The sequence below is a fragment of the Leifsonia sp. Root1293 genome, from assembly GCF_001425325.1.
GTDB lineage: Bacteria > Actinomycetota > Actinomycetes > Actinomycetales > Microbacteriaceae > Orlajensenia.
In genome coordinates, this window is the sequence record NZ_LMEH01000001.1 from 1,267,202 (window position 1) to 1,282,674 (window position 15,473).

The 15,473-nt window shown below is 67.6% G+C and carries 14 protein-coding genes and 1 other RNA gene; 3 read left to right on the plus strand and 12 right to left on the minus strand.

What is annotated here, in order from left to right:
• The first annotated feature begins 21 nt into the window (after positions 1-21).
• Complete coding sequence (locus ASC59_RS05870) at positions 22-399, plus strand: TraR/DksA family transcriptional regulator (RefSeq protein WP_055819473.1); 378 nt, start codon at positions 22-24, stop codon at positions 397-399.
• 115 nt (positions 400-514) lie between these two features.
• On the opposite strand, the gene ASC59_RS05875 is transcribed toward ASC59_RS05870, so the two are convergent.
• The 3 genes from ASC59_RS05875 to ssrA all read right to left on the minus strand — a co-directional run bounded on the left by ASC59_RS05875 (position 515) and on the right by ssrA (position 1,761).
• Complete coding sequence (locus ASC59_RS05875) at positions 515-991, minus strand: hypothetical protein (protein WP_055819475.1); 477 nt, start codon at positions 989-991, stop codon at positions 515-517.
• Complete coding sequence (locus ASC59_RS05880) at positions 991-1,218, minus strand: hypothetical protein (protein ID WP_055819478.1); 228 nt, start codon at positions 1,216-1,218, stop codon at positions 991-993. The genes ASC59_RS05875 and ASC59_RS05880 overlap by 1 nt, the downstream gene beginning before the upstream one ends.
• 168 nt (positions 1,219-1,386) lie before the next feature.
• Positions 1,387-1,761, minus strand: a transfer-messenger RNA (tmRNA) gene (ssrA, locus tag ASC59_RS16945).
• Positions 1,762-1,975: 214 nt separating this feature from the next.
• Here ssrA and ASC59_RS05885 point away from each other — a divergent pair.
• Positions 1,976-2,632 (plus strand): SIMPL domain-containing protein, encoded by a 657-nt coding sequence (locus ASC59_RS05885; protein WP_055819481.1) that lies wholly within the window; start codon positions 1,976-1,978, stop codon positions 2,630-2,632.
• Positions 2,633-2,638: 6 nt separating this feature from the next.
• Here ASC59_RS05885 and ASC59_RS05890 read toward each other — a convergent pair whose 3' ends face one another.
• The 9 genes from ASC59_RS05890 to prfB form a co-directional block, all read right to left on the minus strand.
• Positions 2,639-4,333, minus strand: a complete 1,695-nt coding sequence (locus ASC59_RS05890; protein ID WP_055819484.1) for an MDR family MFS transporter — start codon at positions 4,331-4,333, stop codon at positions 2,639-2,641.
• Between the two features lie 77 nt (positions 4,334-4,410).
• Positions 4,411-5,046: a TetR/AcrR family transcriptional regulator gene (locus ASC59_RS05895; RefSeq protein WP_162243176.1), complete on the minus strand. Its 636-nt coding sequence runs from the start codon at positions 5,044-5,046 to the stop codon at positions 4,411-4,413.
• A gap of 45 nt (positions 5,047-5,091) precedes the next feature.
• Positions 5,092-5,826: a tyrosine-protein phosphatase gene (locus ASC59_RS05900; protein ID WP_055819490.1), complete on the minus strand. Its 735-nt coding sequence runs from the start codon at positions 5,824-5,826 to the stop codon at positions 5,092-5,094.
• Between the two features lie 3 nt (positions 5,827-5,829).
• Positions 5,830-6,306 (minus strand): SsrA-binding protein SmpB, encoded by a 477-nt coding sequence (gene smpB / locus ASC59_RS05905; protein WP_055819495.1) that lies wholly within the window; start codon positions 6,304-6,306, stop codon positions 5,830-5,832.
• Between the two features lie 132 nt (positions 6,307-6,438).
• Complete coding sequence (locus ASC59_RS17365; protein WP_055819499.1) at positions 6,439-7,092, minus strand: ABC transporter ATP-binding protein; 654 nt, start codon at positions 7,090-7,092, stop codon at positions 6,439-6,441.
• Entirely contained in the window at positions 7,089-9,971 is a 2,883-nt protein-coding gene (locus ASC59_RS05915) for an ABC transporter permease (RefSeq protein ID WP_055819502.1), read from the minus strand. Before ASC59_RS05915 ends, ASC59_RS17365 begins: the two co-directional genes overlap by 4 nt.
• Before the next feature lie 219 nt (positions 9,972-10,190).
• Positions 10,191-11,111: a permease-like cell division protein FtsX gene (gene ftsX / locus ASC59_RS05920; RefSeq protein ID WP_055819505.1), complete on the minus strand. Its 921-nt coding sequence runs from the start codon at positions 11,109-11,111 to the stop codon at positions 10,191-10,193.
• On the minus strand, positions 11,108-12,223 hold the full coding sequence (gene ftsE, locus ASC59_RS05925; RefSeq protein ID WP_055819507.1) for a cell division ATP-binding protein FtsE: 1,116 nt from the start codon (positions 12,221-12,223) through the stop codon (positions 11,108-11,110). The genes ftsX and ftsE overlap by 4 nt, the downstream gene beginning before the upstream one ends.
• A 61-nt stretch (positions 12,224-12,284) precedes the next feature.
• Positions 12,285-13,394, minus strand: coding sequence for a peptide chain release factor 2 (gene prfB / locus ASC59_RS05930; protein WP_055819509.1), 1,110 nt, complete (start codon positions 13,392-13,394; stop codon positions 12,285-12,287).
• Between the two features lie 158 nt (positions 13,395-13,552).
• On the opposite strand from prfB, the gene ASC59_RS05935 reads away from it, so the two are divergent.
• The gene (locus ASC59_RS05935; protein WP_055819513.1) at positions 13,553-15,415 is read left to right on the plus strand and encodes a hypothetical protein; all 1,863 of its coding nucleotides are present in this window, start codon (positions 13,553-13,555) and stop codon (positions 15,413-15,415) included.
• Positions 15,416-15,473 lie beyond the last annotated feature (58 nt).

The following is a 15,473-nucleotide window of genomic DNA, read 5'->3' on the forward strand; positions in this document are numbered from 1 at the left end:
CGGGCGCGTACCATCGGCGAGATGCACCGTCGCACACTGAACGCCGCCCAGCTCTCCGAGTTCGAGGGTGTGCTGCTGGCGCGGCGAGCGGACGTCGCCGCCCAGCGGTCCCGGCTCGACGGCTCGCTCGCCGACGTGCGCGAATCCCGGAGCGACGGCATGGCCGACGACGAGCACGACCCGGAGGGTCCCACGATGTCGTCGGAGTGGTCGCGCCTGTCCGGCACCCAACGGGCGGTGGACGAGGACCTCGGCCAGGTGGACGCCGCTCTGGAGCGACTGGCTGCCGGCAGTTATGGAACCTGTGTGCGTTGCGGCGAGTCGATCCCGATCGACCGCCTGCGTGCCCGGCCCGAGGCGTCGCTCTGCATCACGTGCGCTCAGGCCGTAGGGGGCTGACCCGCGAGGGTCGATCCGCCGCCCCGACTCCTGTCCACACCGGGAACATGCAGAAGCCGGCCCTCCCCCTGTCGGGGAAGGACCGGCTTCGGAACCGCTCTGGGCTCTCGAGCGCTCAGCGCCTCGAGATCGCTCGCACGATGGCGATCAGCCCCGTCACGGCGACGACGCCGATGGCGATCACGACGGCCGGGTTGCGGCGGTACTGCTCAGTGGTCTCGTCGACGATGCGGGCCGTCGACGCGGAGACGGTGTCGGCGACATCGGAGCCGGCCTGCTTGATGCGGGTGACGACGTCTTCGGCAGCATCCGAGACGGACCCGACGATGTCGGAGGATGCGCCGCCTGCCTCCGAGCCGACCGCCGAGGCCGACTTCTTCACATCATCGACGACGGTCTCCGCGCTCTTCCGAGCTCCGGCGGCAGCCTCGGACGCCGCCTTCTGAGTCTTGGAGGCTGCATCGGTCGCCGCCTTCTTGGCGCTCGATGCGGCCGACTTCGCAGCATCGGTGGCGTTGTCGGCGGCAGTCGCGAGGTTCTCGCGAGCCTCGTCGAACGCGCCGTCGGTGGAATCCGTGGTGTTCTCTGCCATCAGCTCTTCCCCTTCGCGGCTTTCGCGATCTTCTTCTCGGCGGCCTTGGCCGCGTTCTGGGCGTCCTTCAGGGCGTGCTTGCGCGCCTTCTTGACGCGCGGGTCGTTCCACAGCGCGTCGAGCGATGCCATGACATCGCGGTACGGGCCCTTGCCGGCCTTCGAACCGTAGACGTACCCGACGGCGAGGATCGCGGCGACGAACAGCAGGGTGAGAAATCTGCGCATGATGCCCCCATCTGAATCTGCGCACCGGGATGTCCGGTGTCTGCTCGTCGAGCCTAGGCTCGGGCATGGCTCGCGGGGAGGGGATCGCTTTCGCGCGCGGCATCGTGTAGAGCCGACGAATGCCGCAGCTGAGAAGGATGGGATCCAACAACGTGTGATAGCGACCAGAGGTGGAGATGCCGGGAATTGAACCCGGGTCCACTGCTGAGATTCCATGCCTTCTACGGGCGTATCCTGCGAAGTCGTTCTACTCGGCCCCCACCTTTGCCACAGGCGTCTAGGTGGACGGGCCCAGCCTGAGTGCAAGTCCCACGTATCGCTCGAGGCGTCGATACGCAGCCAGTCCTCTAGATGACGTCAGGGTCCGGGGCGAGGTCTAACCCGGTCTGACGGACTTATGGGCTCTACTGCCTAGGCAGCGAGAGCGAAGTCAGTGCGCTTTGAATTGGCACTTGTGTTTTCCAGAGATCGTTTACGAGATAACCCTGGATCCTCGGCCCGCTTCTCACAGTCTCACAGGCAATGTCGAAACCGATCATCCCCATGAGCACTCGCAGTCGTCCTCGAGAGGTCGCTGCACTGAGTGGGTCGCTGTCACACGCTGTTGAATTACCAAGACCGCATCCGCTCATGGAAGAACCGGATGCAGCCCTCAATCATACATCGCAAGCCCGGTGTTCTCCTACTCCAGTCGCGTGGACGCGGCCTAGAGTGATGGAGGCTCACGTCGACGACCGTGACCGGAGAGGATCCCTCCATGACGACCATCACCGTGGCCGGCGAGGCCGAGATCGAGCGTGCGGCGGAACTGGGAACCGTTCGCCTGAGGGTCACCGCCGAAGGAGCGGATCGGCAGGAGGTCATCAAGCGTGCCGCCGGCATCCACAGCGCCGTCGTCGCCGGGATCGTGGCGCTCCACGAAGCAGACGACGCAGTTCTCACACGATGGGCGAGCGACGGCGTCACGGTGTCCTCTGCGCGGCCGTGGAACCAGGACGGCCGGCAGCTGCCCTTCGTCCACACGGCCGCAGCTGCGCTGACGGTCACCTTCGCCGACCCCGGAGCTCTCTCCGAGTGGCTCGGCTCGGTCTCGATGAACGACGGGGTGTTCGTCGACGGCGTGGAGTGGTCGCTCACCGAGCACACGACCGACGAGGTCACCGCCGATGCGCGTGAGAAGGCTGTGAAGTCGGCCGTGCGCGCGGCGGCGACCTATGCCGCGGCGCTCTCCCTCACCGGGCTGAAGCCTGTCGCCATCGCCGATCCCGGGCTGCTCGACACCGGCGCTCCGCAGCCGGGATTCGCACCGATGGCAGCGTCGCTCCGCATGAAGGGGTCGGAACAGGCGATGGACCTGGCTCCCCGACCGATCACCATCGGCGCGACGGTGCACGTGCGCTTCGAGACCGTCTGAGAGCAGTCAGCTGCGCTCGGACTCCAGTTCGCCATCGCTCGCCGCGATGCTGTCAGCGGATGCGGTCCGGCCGGCTCGCTCGATCCGCTCGGCCTCGATCCGCTCCGCCTCGAGGCGCTCGGCCTCGTCGCCGCCGATCGCCTCACCGCGCGCGACCATGCCGGAGACATCCGAGAGGGGGATCTGCTTCATGAAGACGGCGAAGACGAAGGCGATCACGATGAACGGGATCAGGTACCAGAAGACCGGGGCGAGCGAGTCCGCGTAGGCGTTGACGATGCCGTCGCGGACGGCGTCCGGAAGCTCGCTGAGCGCCTGGGGATCCAGAGTGGCCGTTGCGGTGCCCGCCTGATCCGGGGTGGCACCCGCCTGGGTGAAGACATCCGTCAACTTGCTGGAGAGCGAGTTGGTGAAGATGGCCCCGAAGATCGCGACGCCGAGGGCTGCTCCCACCTCCCGGAAGTAGTTGTTCGTGCTCGTGGCGGTTCCGACCATGTCCGGGCTCACGGCGTTCTGCACGACGAGTACGACGACCTGCATGATGAGGCCGAGCCCGGCGCCGAAGAAGAACAGGAACACGCAGATCAGCCAGATGGGGGTCGCCGCGGTGAGCGTCGTGAAGGCCAGCATGGCCAGTCCGGTGACGATGGTTCCGAGGATCGGGTACATCTTGTAGCGGCCGGAACGGCTGATCGCGATACCCGACCAGATCGACGTGCCCATGAGGCCGGCCATCATCGGGAGCATGAGCAGGCCCGACTCGGCGGCCGAGGTGCCCGACGACATCTGCAGGAAGGTGGGGACGAAGGCGATCGCCGAGAACATGCCGAGGCCGAGCGTGAACCCGATGGCCGTCGCATTGATGAAGATCGGGTTCTTGAACAGGGACAGCGGGATGATCGGGTCGTCGGCCTTCGCCTCGGTCCAGATGAACGCGGCCACCGCGGCCAGCATGCCGACACCCCATGCCCAGGTCTCCAGGGCCTCCCAGCCGTGCTGGGCTGATCCGCCGAAGTCGCTGAAGAAGATGAGGCACGTGGTGGCGATCGAGAGGAACACGACGCCCATGACGTCGATGCGACGCTCGGCCTTCTTGGACGGCAGGGTCAGTGCGAACCAGGCGATGGCGAACGCCGCGATGCCCACGGGGATGTTGATGTAGAACGCCCACTCCCAGGTGAGGTGATCGACGAAGTAGCCGCCGAGCAGTGGACCGGCCACAGCCGAGAGGCCGAAGATGGCACCGAGTGGTCCCATGTACTTGCCACGCTGGTTGGCGGGCACGATGTCGGCGATGATCGCCTGCGACAGGATCATCAGTCCGCCGCCGCCGAGGCCCTGAACGGCCCGGAGCGCCACGAAGGTCCAGAAGTCGGTCGCGAAGAAGGCGAGTCCGACCGAGGCGAGCGTGAAGAGCGCGATCGCGATGAGGTAGAGGTTCCGCCGGCCGAGCACGTCGCCGAACTTGCCGTAGATCGGCATCACGATGGTCGTGGCGAGCAGGTAGGCCGTCGTGATCCAGGCCTGGTGCTCGACACCGCCGAGCTGTCCGACGATCGTCGGCATGGCCGTCGAGACGATGGTCTGGTCGAGACTGGAGAGCAGCATCCCGGCGATGAGGGCCGAGAAGATGATCCAGATGCGCTTCTGCGTGAGCAGAACCGGGGCTGCGCCGACGGCTGTCGAGGCTGGGGAGGACATACTGTTCCTGTTCGTGGGGGTTCCGGGTGGATCTGTGGGTGGGCAGGAGGGATCGAGGCGCCCGGCGGAGGGCCGGATCAGCGCTGTGACGTGGCCGAGCCGCCGAAGAGGGTTCGAGCGGCTGCGACTCGCGGAGCGACGATCTCGTCGAGGGTGAGGGTGTTCTCTGGCGTGAAGTAGATCTCGGCCGAGGAGTGCATCAGAGTCGTGACGATGAGCACGGCGACCGATGCCACGGGGTCTCCCGGGTCGAGGCCCTCGCGCCGCGCGACCAGGTCGCTCAGCTGGTCGTTGCGCAGCATTCCCGCCTGCATCATCTTCTGCAGCAGCTGCGGCTCGGTCTCGATGGCGGCGAGGAGATCGCGCAGCTCCTGATGCGATTGCGCCAGCTGCGCGACATGGGCCATCTCGAGGGCGACGAGGTCATCGAGAAGGGTGACGGAGACACCGTCGCCGGGCGGGCGCATGGCCAGGAACATCTCGACGGCGTCGCCGTCGAACCATTCATGAGGGTGACCGATGATGGCCTGCTCTTTGGCGTCGAAGTAGTTGAAGAAGGTGCGACGCGAGACGCCCACCCGCTCGCAGACCTGCTCGATCGTGAAGCCGTGCAGGCCGTGTGCGGCGGTCAGAGTGCGAGTCGCATGGGAGAGGGCACGCCGGGTCTCGGCCATCCGTCGCTCACGGAGCCCTGTCGTTGCACTCTCCTCCATGCAGTGCATTCTTGCACTACGGATGCCCCAGTGCAATTCAGTGCATCAGCGTTCGACGAGAACCGTCTCCAGGTCGGCCAGCTCGTCGAGGGTCAGACCTGAGGCGAGCAGGTACTGCCGCACCGACCCGTGGTCTCGCTCGATCAGGTCGATGGTCGATGCGAGCGCTGCGGCCGGGCTGCCGCCCATCAGTGTGCGCAGTTCGGGCGTATCGGCCATGCCGTACTCGCCGATCATCGCGATCATGCCCTCGAGCCATGCGCCCGCGAGGTTGGCCTCGGTCGCCGCGTAGTCCTCCAGGACCAGCTCGCGGTCGACGCCGACCGCCAGCAGCGCGAGGGCGACGATGACGCCCGTGCGGTCCTTGCCTGCGGTGCAGTGGACGAGGACGGCACCGTCACGGTGGTGGGCGATGGTGCGGATCGCCTCGATCACGACGGGGGCGTGCTGCGTCACGATGCGCTCGTAGAGCGCCTCCAGGGTGATCGTGTTCTCGGTGTGGGAGGCTCCGGAGCCCTCGAACACCGGAAGGGAGATCGTGTCGACGTCGAGCCCATCGATCGCATCCGGCATCGACGACGTCTCGAATCCGTCGCGCAGGTCGATGATGGTGTGCACGGCGAGGGCGCGCAGTGCGTCTCGCCCGGCGTCGTCGAGACGACCGAGGCCATCCGACCGCAGCAGGACTCCCGACCGCACGACCCCGTCGCGGGCGGGATAGCCGCCGACGTCGCGCAGGTTGTAGGTCCCGGGGACCTTGATGACCTCGTTCGCCGGCATTCTCTACTCCCCCAGGTGCTTGCGACTCGAGATGGCCCGGTCGGATTCGCGCTTGTCCTGGCGCTCGCGGAGCGCCTGACGCTTGTCGTAGTCCTTCTTGCCCTTCGCCACGGCGATCTCGACCTTGGCACGCCCGTCCGAGAAGTAGATCTTCAGCGGAACGAGCGTGTAGCCGCCCTCTTTGGTCTTGTGGCTGATCTTGATGATCTCCGCCTTGTGCAGCAGCATCTTGCGCTTGCGGCGAGGCGGGTGGTTGGTCCAGGTCCCCTGGCTGTACTCGGGGATGTGCACGGCGTCGAGCCACATCTCGCCGCCCTCGATGAAGGCGTAGCCGTCGACCAGGGAGGCGCGACCGGCACGCAATGACTTCACCTCGGTGCCCGTGAGCACGAGGCCGGCTTCATAGGTCTCACCGATGAGGTAGTCGTGACGCGCCTTGCGGTTCGTCGCGACGACGTTCTCTCCGCGTTCCTTCGGCATGATTCCTCCTCCTCGGTGGATGGCACTGGGCGCCCGGCTCGGGCAGCCGTTCAGTCTAACGGATGCGGCAGGCCGCACTCGCGCACGGCCGCCACCGCGACCCGGAGCCGCGGATGAAGCACGCGCTGCTCGTCATGCCAGATGCATGCGGGCGTCAGCCGCGTCGATCAGGTGCGGGTCGTGGGAAGCGACGAGCACGGCCACGTCGGCGTCACGCTGCGCGACGAGCAGATCGATGATGTCGTCGGCACTGGTGCGGTCGAGGCCTGCTGTCGGCTCGTCGACGATCAGCAGCTGCGGCGAGAGCAGCAGGGCTCTGGCGAGGGCGGCGCGCTGGCGTTCGCCGCCCGAGAGCTCGTCCGGGCGTGCCGACGCGCGATCGGCTATGCCCACCATCTCGAGCAGGCCCAGCGCCCGGTCTCCCAGTTCGCGCACACGTCGGGCGGGAACTGCAGGCACCAGAACATTCTCGAGAACGCTCATTCCCCCGATCAACGAGCCTGCCTGGTCGAGGAAGCCGACCCTGTCGCGACGCAATCTGGTGACGGCGTCGTCGTCGAGTTCAGCCAGGTCGACGCCGTCCCAGCGCACCCGGCCCTCGGTCGGTGCGACGAGTCCGGCCGCAACCCTGAGCACGCTGGTCTTGCCGGACCCGCTCCGTCCGGCCACGCAGTGCAGACGTCCGGGGCGCACGGTGATGTCGCACCCGGACACCAGGATCAGGGGCGCGTCGTGTTGCCGAGGGTAGGCGACTGTGACGTCGTCGAACTCGAGGACTGTGCTCATGGGGCTGTGGCTGCCTTCCTGGTGGCGAGGATCAGGAGCGCCACGACGGCGAGCCCGGCGATCAGGGCCGCCGACACCGCCGTGTCGATCCCCGCGAGCCCGGCCGTGTCGAGAACGAACCAGAGCACGTAGCAACCGAGCAGTGCGGCCGGGAGGCCGACGACGAGCACCTCGGACCTCTCGGCACGGCGGATGTCGCTGCCGACCCAGCCGAGCTCTCGCAGTACGGCTCGCGATCGGGCGCGACCCTGCAGCGCCTGTCTCCGAAGGAGGATGGTGAGCAGCACCCCGGCGCCGACCCCCACGAGACCCAGCGCGAGTTGCGGGGCGAGCACCTGCGCCGAGCCGAACGCTCCGACGAGGCTCGCTCCGGCGCCGGTCCTGCCGAGTCCGAGGCTGAGCACGAAGCAGGCCGTCGTCGCTATGACGATGAGCACGGCGGCCGCATTGCCGAGGGCGACGCCGGCATCGCCGCGCACCAGCCGCAGGCCGAAGCCGGCGAGCGATTCCGCGCCGAGCCGCATCCGTCTGCGTGGACGCCGGGCAGCGGGGACGATCGGCTCGTCCGGCATCGATTCGTCGGGAAGCCCGTAGCCGTCGTACTCGTCGTGCGCCGGTGCGTTCGTCCAGCGCACCTCGGGCCGCTCCTGGGGGCGCTCCCGCAGCAGTTCGTCCGGCGTGGCGAGCCGCATCCGTTCTCCCGACGATCCGGCGACCGCGCGGATGACGGCGATCACCACCACCGCCATCAGAACGGATGCGGTCGTCGAGAGCACGAGGGCGTCGTCGGCGGCCAGCAGCACGGCGACACCGCCGGCGAGCAGGAGTGCGGCGAGGACCGGCCACTGCTCGGCGAGACGCCAGCGCACGATGCGTCGGCGAGGCCATCCGACGGCGCGCAGAGTGGCGGCCTCCGACCGGCGCGTCCGCGCCGACGAGAGCGAGGCCACGGCGAACAGGGCCAGGGTCGCGGCGATCACCGTGGCCAGGAGGGAGAGGGTGGCGGCCGAGACGCTCGTTCCGAGGCGAGCGGCGGCGCCCAGGGCCGACCAGTGCTGCTCGACTGTTCCGAGCGGGCCGACGCTCTGCTCTCCGTCGGCATCCGTCGTACCGAAGGCGTAGCCGTCGACGGCCAGCTTCACCGTCTGCGGACTGGAGCCCGCGACGATGGTGGCGGCGAGGCCGAGCTTCTCGATCTCGTCGGCGACGGCGCCGACCTTCGCGACGCCGTCGCGGTCGTAGCGCTCGACCCCGCTCACGCGAACGCGTACTGCGTCGACGTCTCGGTCGTTCAGCGATTCGGAGAGTGCGCCGATGTCGGCGATGGCGGAGGTGCGCGCACCGACGAGACCGAGACCTCCGGCAGCAGGGAGCAGGTCGACGGGGTCGATCTCCCCACCCGTCGCATCCGCGACGAGCGAGGTCTTCGCCGGGTCGTAGGCGCCGAGCGGCACGTAGGAGAGCGGGTCGTCCGGCAGCGCGATGGCGTCGGCGTCGAAGTCCGCGATGGGCAGCATGAACGTCCCGCCGCTGTCGCCGGTCTGCTGCAGTTGCTCTGCCGCGACGGTGGCGTAGGTGGACTGGGCTCCCGGCGTGGTCCCGGGGCCCTTCTGGATCCAGTAGCTCGGGTCTCCGCCCCAGTAGATCTCCATCGAGGTGCCGAGATATCCCGTCGGTTCCAGGGTGCGAACGCCGTTCTTCTTCGTCGGTGCCGTCATCGTCGAGCGTGCGGCCTGTCCGAGGTACGCGCCGGCGTAGCCCTGCTCGCCGGGGACCGGAACGGCATCCGACTCCCCCAGCCACGGAAGCACCAGCGCGTGGGTGGAGAACGGATCGAGCAGCGACCGCACGTCGGCCCTGATGGTGCCGAGCGGCACGCCGGCGACTCCGGCGTCGTCGAGGCTCGGATCCACCCAGTACGCCGACGCCACGTCGGGCAGCTCTCCAGGTCCCATCCCCTCGACATCGACGCGCAACGAGAGCGGCACGTCCTTCACGGGCGCGACCAGAACCGGGACGTACCGCGCCGGAGGGAAGATCTCCTCGGGCGGGCGCGGTTCCTGCCCGAGCTCCTTCTTCTTCGACACGTACTCCTGGTACTCGCCGCTGGACCTCCAGCCCGCGATACTCGCCTGCTGTTGCTCGAGGGCCTTGTCGATGATGCCGGAGAACTCGTCCTCCGGCCGCTGGGCACTCCATTCGGCCAGTTCATCGATCTCGTGCTGCGATCCCGCTCCGACGCTCACGAGCGGGTCCAGGAAGGCGCCCCCATCGCCGAGGAGTTCCTGCTCGGCAACGGGATCGACGAGCGTGATCCTGGTCGGTGGGAGGGCGACGCCCGGAAGCTGGAACACGACCTTTCCGTCGATGACCGTGCTGGAGACGCTCGAGCCTGCTCCCATGTCGACGAGCGCATCGGTCGGCGATTCGTCCTGGATCATCGCCGTGTAGCGCATCTCCGTCGCCGGGTACACGTAACTGCAGTCGACGCTGATGCCGTCGATCTCCGTCGTGCAGCCCTGATCGTCGTAGGCGCTGCGATCGACGGGGATCTCGCGCGGCGCGTTCGAGGTGTCGAGAGTGAGCCTGTAGATCTTCGACAGGGCCAGCCGCTCGCCGAGGCCGTCATCGGTCAGGTACTGCACGCGCAGCCTGTACTGCTGCGGATCGAGCGTGGTCTTCGATTCGTCGACGGGCGCGGCGAAGTCGAGCCTGGTCGAGTCGATGGAGGGCACGACGAGCTGCGAGATCGGCGCCGCCACGTCGACACCGTCGATCGCGCGGATGCGCTCCAGCTCGGCGATCGGCATCCGTTCACTGTCGCCGATCAGCGTGTTCGGCGACAGCAGGTCGTCGTCGGCGGCCTTCGTCGACGTCACCAGGATGTCGTAGGCCCCACGCCAGTGGTCATCGAGGGTCGCCTGCAGCGCGGTCGCGGCGGCACCCTGCAGACCCGCCGTTGCGAGCAGGGTCAGGGCGAGCAGGGCGACGGATGCCGCGAGCAGACGATCGCGCCCGAACCTGGCGAGAGCGCCGGGAACGCGCGGCGGAGAATCCGGTCGCCCTCGACCCGCAGCCCCGCGACCTCCGGACAGGGCCTAGACCTTGAGGTACCGCGTGATCGCGAAATTGGCCGAGAACGCCGCCAGGATGATGCCGACGAGCAGCAGGATCGGCGCGACCACGAGCGCGCTTCCCTCCGTCACGAACGACGTCAGCTGCAGGCGGTCCTTCAGCCAGCCCTGGATGAAGAAGTGCACGATGGCCCAGATGGCCCCACCCGCGAGCAGCGACCCGATGAGCGCCGCGAAGATGCCCTCGAGCACGAACGGCGTCTGGATGAACCTGTTGGACGCACCGACGAGGCGCATGATGCCGAGCTCACGCCGACGGGAGTACGCCGACAGGCGGATCGTCGTGGCGATGAGCAGGGCGGCGGCGACCAGCATGATCGCCGCGATGGCGATGGCCGTGAAGCTGGCGGCGTTCAGCACGGCGAAGATCTGGTCGAGGTAGCTGCGCTGGTCGGTGACAGCCTCGACGCCGGGCAGGGCGGAGAGGCTCTCGACGAGCACGTCGGCTTGGGACACGTCCTTGAGGTTCACCCAGTAGGTCTGGTTGAGCTGATCAGGAGTGACGTAGGCCGAGACCGGGTTGTCCTTGAACTGCTTCTGGAAGTTCTCGTAGGCCTGGTCGTGGTCCTCGAAGTAGAACTTCTTGATGAACGGCGACAGCGTCGGGCCTTCGAGTTCGGCCTTGATGGCCGCGAGCTGCTCCTCGTTCGCCTCACCGCCGACGCAGTTCTCGTTCGAGGAGCCCGAGATGTCGGTGCACATGTAGACGGCCACCTGGGCGCGGTCGTACCAGTAGTCCTTCATCTGGCCGATCTGCATCTGCATGAGCACGGCCGTGCCCACGAAGGTGAGCGAGATGAAGGTGACGAGCACGACGGAGACCACCATGGAGGCGTTGCGTCGCAGGCCGTTCGCGGCCTCAGTGAGTACGAGACCGAGTCTCATCGGGTCGGCCCAACTTCCTGCTCACCGGTGTCATTGGTCTTCGCACCCGGTGCCCTGAGGCCGAGCTTCTCGGCCAGGGTCAACGCGGGCACGTCACTCTCGGTCGCGACAGGCAGCACCGGCCGCGACATGGTCGTGGGCGGCGGCTCGACGGGAACGATGGGGATCGAGCTGGTCGCGGCGGCGGTGATCGCGGCGGCGGCATCCGTCACCTCATCGGTGACCTCCGGCTCGATGTAGAGAGGCTGCGCGTTCTCCATGACCGAGGTCGGCACCTTGGGAGCCGCGGCTGCTGGCGCCTGCTCGACGAGCGGAGTCTGGGCGACGGATGCGGCCCCACCGGCTCCGACCGCGACGGGAGCCTCGGCCGGGTGGACAACCGGCGCAGCGGGCGCTGACTGGCCGTCCTGCACGACGGGAATCGCCGTGGTGGCCCCGTAGCCGCCACGGCGCTCGTCGCGCACGATCTGGCCGGCCGAGAGCTCGATCACGCGGCGCTTCATCTGGTCGACGATGCCGGCCTCGTGCGTGGCCATGACGATGGTGGTGCCTGAGGCGTTGATGCGCTCGAGCAGGGTCATGATTCCGGCGCTGGTGACGGGGTCGAGGTTTCCCGTCGGCTCGTCGGCGAGGAGCACCTGGGGCTTGTTGACGATGGCGCGGGCGATGGCAACGCGCTGCTGCTCACCACCGGAGAGCTCGTGGGGCAGGCGCTGGGCCTTCTCCTCGAGTCCGACCATCTTGAGCGTGTCCGGCACGGCCTCCTGGATGAAGCCGCGCGACTTGCCGATCACCTGGAGGGTGAACGCCACGTTCGCCGCAACGGTCTTGTTCGGCAGCAGGCGGAAGTCCTGGAAGACGACCCCGAGATTGCGCCGGAAGTAGGGAACCTTGCGGTTCGAGATGGAGCCGAGGTCCTGGCCGAGCACGTGGATGGAGCCGGTGCTCGGCTTCTCCTCCTTGAGCATCAGGCGCAGACAGCTGGACTTGCCAGAGCCCGAGGCGCCGACGAGGAACACGAACTCGCCCCGAAGAATCTCGAGGTCGATGCTGTTCAGCGCCGGCCTGCTGGTGCCCGGGTACTTCTTGGAGACGTTGTCGAAGCGAATCATTTCACTCGATGCTAAGCAGAGGACGCCGCAATGTCGCTAGCGACTCGCTCAGTCGGGCGTCCTAGTCTTCGGTCTTCTGCTTGCGCCACCGGATGCCGGCACCGATGAAGCCGTCGATCTCTCCGTCGAACACCTTCGAGGGGTTCCCCTCCTCGTAGTCGGTGCGCAGGTCTTTGACCATCTGGTACGGAGCGAGCACGTACGAGCGCATCTGGTCGCCCCAGCTGGCCGTGATGACGCCGGCGAGTTCCTTCTTCTGAGCCGCCTCGGCCTCCTTCTGGAGCAGGAGCAGCCGTGACTGCAGCACGCGCATGGCGGCGGCGCGGTTCTGGATCTGGCTCTTCTCGTTCTGCATCGAGACGACGGTGCCGGTCGGAAGGTGCGTGATGCGCACGGCGGAGTCGGTGGTGTTGACCGATTGGCCGCCGGGTCCGCTCGAGCGAAAGACGTCGACGCGGATGTCGTTCTCGGGGATCTCGACCTCGCCGGCCTCCTCCATGAGGGGAATGACCTCGACGGCGGCGAAGCTGGTCTGGCGCTTGCCTGCCGCACCGAACGGGCTCATCCGCACCAGGCGGTGGGTGCCTGCCTCGACGCTGAGGGTGCCGAACGCATAGGGTGCCGCGACCTCGAAGGTCGCCGACTTGATGCCGGCCTCCTCCGCGTATGACGTGTCCATGACGGTCACGGGGTACTTGTGCTTCTCGGCCCAGCGCAGGTACATGCGGAACAGCATCTCGGCGAAGTCGGCGGCGTCCACTCCCCCGGCTCCGGAACGGATGGTGATGACAGCGGGGTAGGAATCCCATTCCCCGTCGAGCAGGGTCTGCACCTCGAGCTCGCCGATGACCTTCTGCAGGCTCACGAGTTCGACCCTGGCCTCCTCGGCGCTCTCCTCGTCGCCGGCCTCGTTCGCCAGCTCGATGAGCACCTCGAGGTCGTCGAGTCGCGCGGCGACACTGGTCATCTTGGCGAGCTCGGACTGCCGGTGGCTGAGCGCGCTCGTGACGCGCTGGGCGTTCACCGTGTCGTCCCACAGGTCGGGAACGCCGGCCTCATCGCTGAGGCGGTCGATCTCGGTGCGGAGGGCTTCGACATCGACGACGGAGCTGATGTCACCGAAGGTGACGCGCAACGCGGCGATCTGTTCAGAGAGATCAAGGTCAATCATGTTGGTGCCAGCCTACCGGGGACCCGGCGGCGCCGAGATCGGGCAGACGGCATGATCGGCTCCGAAGTTGCCCCTCGGCCTATTGCCGGTGAGCAATGCTCACTATGCTCGGAGGACGACACCCGAGTCGATGACACGCCTGAAACCGAGGCATTCTGATGCACATTCGCGCCTTCGCCCGATCCATCTCCCTCACCGCGGCAGCGGCGCTGGCCGTCGGCCTCCTGTTGGTGGCCCAACCATCGGCGGCCGACACGTCACCGCCGGTGCCTGGCACTCCTCCGACAGTGTCGACCGACGTCCTCCCGAGCGTGCAGATCGACGGCGTGGTCTGGGACCAGGAGATCGCGGGAAACACCGTCTTCGCCGGCGGCGACTTCCAGACGGCACGCCCGGCCGGCGCCGCCCCTGGTGTCAACACCGTGTCTCGACCGAACCTGCTGTCGTACAACCTGCAGACCGGTGTCTTGAACGCGTCGTGGAACCCCAGCCCGAACGCGCGCATCAGGAACATGGCGCTCTCCCCCGACGGAACACGCCTGTACGTCGTCGGCAGCTTCACGACCATCGCAGGGGCGACCAGGTACCGGATCGCCGCGTTCGACACCGCCACCGGCGCACTGACCTCGTTCCGGCCCGTGCTCAACGGCAAGGTGAACGCCGTCGCCGCAACGAACACCACGGTGTATCTGGTCGGGTCGTTCACCGTCGCGAACGGCGCCGGCGTCTCGGGCGCCGCGGCCTACGACGCGGTCACCGGCCTGCGAGTGCCCACGTGGGCGCCTGCCGTCACCGAAGGACAGGCCATTGCCGTCGCGGTGAAGTCCGATGGCAGTCGGGTCGTGCTCGGCGGCTACTTCCAGAAGGTCAACGGGTCGTCGAACCCCGGCTACGGGCTGGCGATGGTCGACGGGATCACCGGAACGATGCTCCCGTTCAACGTGAACTCCAGGGTGCGCAACGCCGGGAGCAACGCTGCCATCTCGAGCCTGGCCGCAGACGAGGGCGGCGTGTACGGCACCGGGCAGCACTACGGAACAGGCACCTTGGAGGGCACGTTCTACGCCTCCTGGACCAACGGCGACATCATCTGGGTCGAGGACTGCCATGGAGACACGTACTCCGTCTATCCGGCCGGCGACGTCGTCTACACGACCAGCCACGCGCACTACTGCGGGAACATCGCCGGCTTCCCCCAGACGAATCCCTGGGGCATCCACCGCGGGCTCGCGTTCACCAAGACCGTGCAGGGAACCATCACGAAGGATCCACTCGGCTACACGAACTGGGCGGGAACCCCGAGGCCGGGACTCCTGCAGTGGTTCCCCGACATCAACTCGGGAACGTTCACCGGTCTCAGCCAGGGTGGCTGGTCCGTTGCCGGCAACAGCCAATACATCCTGTATGGGGGCGAGTTCACGCAGGTGAACAGCATCAAGCAGCAGGGCATCGTGCGGTTCGCCGTCAGCAGCATCGCGCCGAACAAGGACGGACCCCGCCTCACCGGTGGAAGCTACGTTCCCACTGTGACCTCGCCTGCCGCGCGAACGGCCAAGATCACGTGGAAGGCCAACTGGGACCGTGACAACACCCGCCTCACCTACTCCGTCATCCGGAACGGGAACACGGCATCCCCTGTGTACACCACCACGGCGGACTCGAACTTCTGGACCCTGCCGTCCATGAGCTTCACCGACACCAACCTCACCCCCGGCGCCACCTACAACTACCGCATCCGGGTGACCGATCCACGAGGCAACACCGTGCTCGGCAATCCGGCGAACGTGTCGGTGCAGGGAGCTGCCGCCAAGTTGAGGGCGCCGGACGATCCGCTGCAGGCGGTGACACCGACGCCGTCGGTGACGCCGTCGGTGACGCCGACCCCGCCCGCTGTCGACGAGGAGCCGACGGAGGCGCCGCCCTCCATCGTCCCGCCGGCCGTGGACCCGCTCGAGTCACCGGAACCTGCTCCGACGCCGACCACGGAGACGGAGACGCCCACGCCCACCGTCGCACCGTAGTCAGCGGCCTGCCGGGCGGCACCCGCATCCGTACGCTCGCACCATCCGGCCTGTCCGC